The sequence below is a fragment of the Kitasatospora sp. NPDC007106 genome (genome assembly GCF_040634455.1).
Lineage (GTDB): Bacteria > Actinomycetota > Actinomycetes > Streptomycetales > Streptomycetaceae > Kitasatospora > Kitasatospora arboriphila.
In genome coordinates this window covers 1-2102 of sequence record NZ_JBEYFP010000952.1, presented here as the reverse complement: position 1 = coordinate 2102, position 2102 = coordinate 1, and the positions used below count along the sequence as shown (strand labels likewise).

The 2102-nt window shown below is 74.4% G+C and carries 3 protein-coding genes; 1 reads left to right on the top strand and 2 read right to left on the bottom strand.

Annotation, left to right across the window (positions count from 1 at the left end):
• Positions 1-838: SPFH domain-containing protein (locus ABZ641_RS34410; protein WP_359988268.1), on the bottom strand; the 838-nt coding region annotated here is incomplete at its 3' end.
• A gap of 239 nt (positions 839-1077) precedes the next feature.
• Between ABZ641_RS34410 and ABZ641_RS34405 the strand changes: the two genes are divergently transcribed.
• Positions 1078-1449 (top strand): hypothetical protein, encoded by a 372-nt coding sequence (locus ABZ641_RS34405; protein WP_344624737.1) that lies wholly within the window; start codon positions 1078-1080, stop codon positions 1447-1449.
• Positions 1450-1479: 30 nt separating this feature from the next.
• On the opposite strand, the gene ABZ641_RS34400 is transcribed toward ABZ641_RS34405, so the two are convergent.
• The coding region (locus ABZ641_RS34400) for a transglycosylase SLT domain-containing protein (protein ID WP_359988266.1) at positions 1480-2102 on the bottom strand (623 nt) is incomplete at its 5' end.

Here is a 2102-nt window from a genome sequence, read left to right as displayed (position 1 = left end):
CCTCCGCGCGGGCTGCGGCGGTCAGCCGGTCGGCCTCGGCCTCGGCGGCGGCGAGCCGGGTGCGGCGGACCGATTCGGCCTCGGCGCGGACGGCGTCCGCCTCGGCGTCCTGCTCGGCGCGGCGGCGGGCGTTGGCGCCCTCCTGGGCGACCAGTTCCTCCTCACGGCGGGCGAGTTCGATCCGGTTGGCCATCTCGTTCTCGGCGATGGCGCGCTCCCGCTCGACGGCGAGGGCGCGGCGCTCGTAGGTGGCCCGGTCGGCCTCCTGCTGGACCTGCTCGCGGGCCGGGGTGCGCAGCGCCCGCTCGGTCTCGGCCTCGGGGCGGAGCGCGGTGACGCGGACGGCGATCACGGCGAGGCCGATCTCGGCGAGCCGGGCGTCGCCGGTGAGGCCCTCGGCGATGCGGCGGCGCACCGCGGTGATGCCCTCGGTGAGGGTGCCGGCCAGCGGGGTCGCGGCGACGAGTTCGAGGGCGTGCTGCTGGGCGGTCTCGGTGAGCAGGGTGCCGATCTGTTCGAGCGGCTCGGCCCGCCAGGCGCCGGTGTCCGGGTCGATGCCGAAGTCGAGGCGTTCGGCGGCCACCGCCGGGTCGGTGATCCGGTAGGTGACGGTGGCCTGCACCGCGAGGTCCTGGTAGTCGGCCGTCCGGGCATGGAAGAGCATCGCCAACTCACGGTCTTCGAGCGGGACTTCGGAGATGGCCGCAGTGAGCGGGCGGAACCAGAAGGCGAGGCCGGCGCCCTGGTGGACGGGCCGGCCGCCGCGCAGGTGGCGGATGTGGGCGGTGGGTGCGGCCCGCAGGTGCCGGAATCCGAGTCGCCTGGTGATGTCGGCCATGGTGAATCCCCCTCGCATTGTTTTCGTCGAGATGACGATAACCGGCTCGCCCGGTTGTCGTCAATGCGACGAGAAGAGGGTGGTCCGACGCTCCGCTCCCGCGGCCGACGCCCTGACAGATGTCAGGTACCGGGCAGACCGCTGCTCAGGTTTCCTGGAGTCAGACGGGGGCGGCCACCGGGCCGCCCACCGGTCGGGCCCGCTCCTCGGGCCCTCTCCCACGACGCAAGGAGCGTTCCATGTTCGCTGTGCGCAAGCTCGCCCTCGCCGGAGCCGCAGCCGCCGTCGGTCTCGCCCTGACGGGCCTCGTCCCGGCCTCCGCCGAGGCCGCGAGCGGCTGCTACGGCATCGGCGGCGGCAAGTACAACTGCAACGTCTGGAAGACCGCACCGTCCTACTTCGCCGGCAACGTCCGCGCCGGCACCCTCAACGCGGGCACCAACTACTTCTACTGCCAGGCCGTCGGCAGCGAGGTCGTCGACGGCCCGTACCGCAACCACTGGTGGGCCAAGACCGACGACGACAGCGGCAACAAGGGCGTCTGGGTGAACGTCGTCTACCTCTCCGGCGGCGACAATGACCAGCCGGTGCCCGGACTGCCGAGCTGCTGACGCAGGCTCACCCACCCCGCCCGGGCGGGCTCACCGACTGTACTCGGCGAGGTACTGCTCCACCTTCGCCACGTGCGGCCGGACCCGCTCGGGCACCCCGCGGGCCTCCGCGACGGACTTGTCGCTGGTGCGGTAGCCCGCCGCCAGCAGCCCCGGCAGGTCGTCCGTGAGCCCCCGGCGCTTGAACTGCTGCGCCAGCCAGCAGACGTACGAGCCCATCGAGATGATGGCGTCCGGCGGCGACATGTAGTCCTTGCGGCCGTCCAGGTCGCCGTCCTGCGCCCAGGCGTTGAACACGGCCGGCGTCCACATCGCGATGCCGTACTCCCCGGTCTCCGGCCGGGCGGCCTTCGGGTCGAAGCCGCTCTCCGCCTTCAGCATCGCGGCCAGCAGCACCGGGGTCACCTCCGGCTCGGGGCAGCGCCGGGCGGCCCGGGCGATCGGCTCGCGCAGCGCCGCGGGCACGTCGGCGTCCGCGGGCAGTGCACCGGGCAGGGTGCCGGACGGGCTGCCGGACGGAGTGCCGGAGGGGACCGCCCGCGGACGGCCCGGGCCGCTGCCGTCCGGCGACCCCGGGAGCACGGCCACCGTCGCGGCACAGACCAGCGCCCCCACCGCGGCGACGGCCACCGCCAGCGCCCCGCGCCGTCGCC

Excerpts from the sequence above, each read along its gene's own strand:
- ABZ641_RS34405 (WP_344624737.1), top strand. The coding sequence starts at position 1,078 with ATGTTCGCTGTGCGCAAGCTCGCCCTCGCCGGAGCCGCAGCCGCCGTC.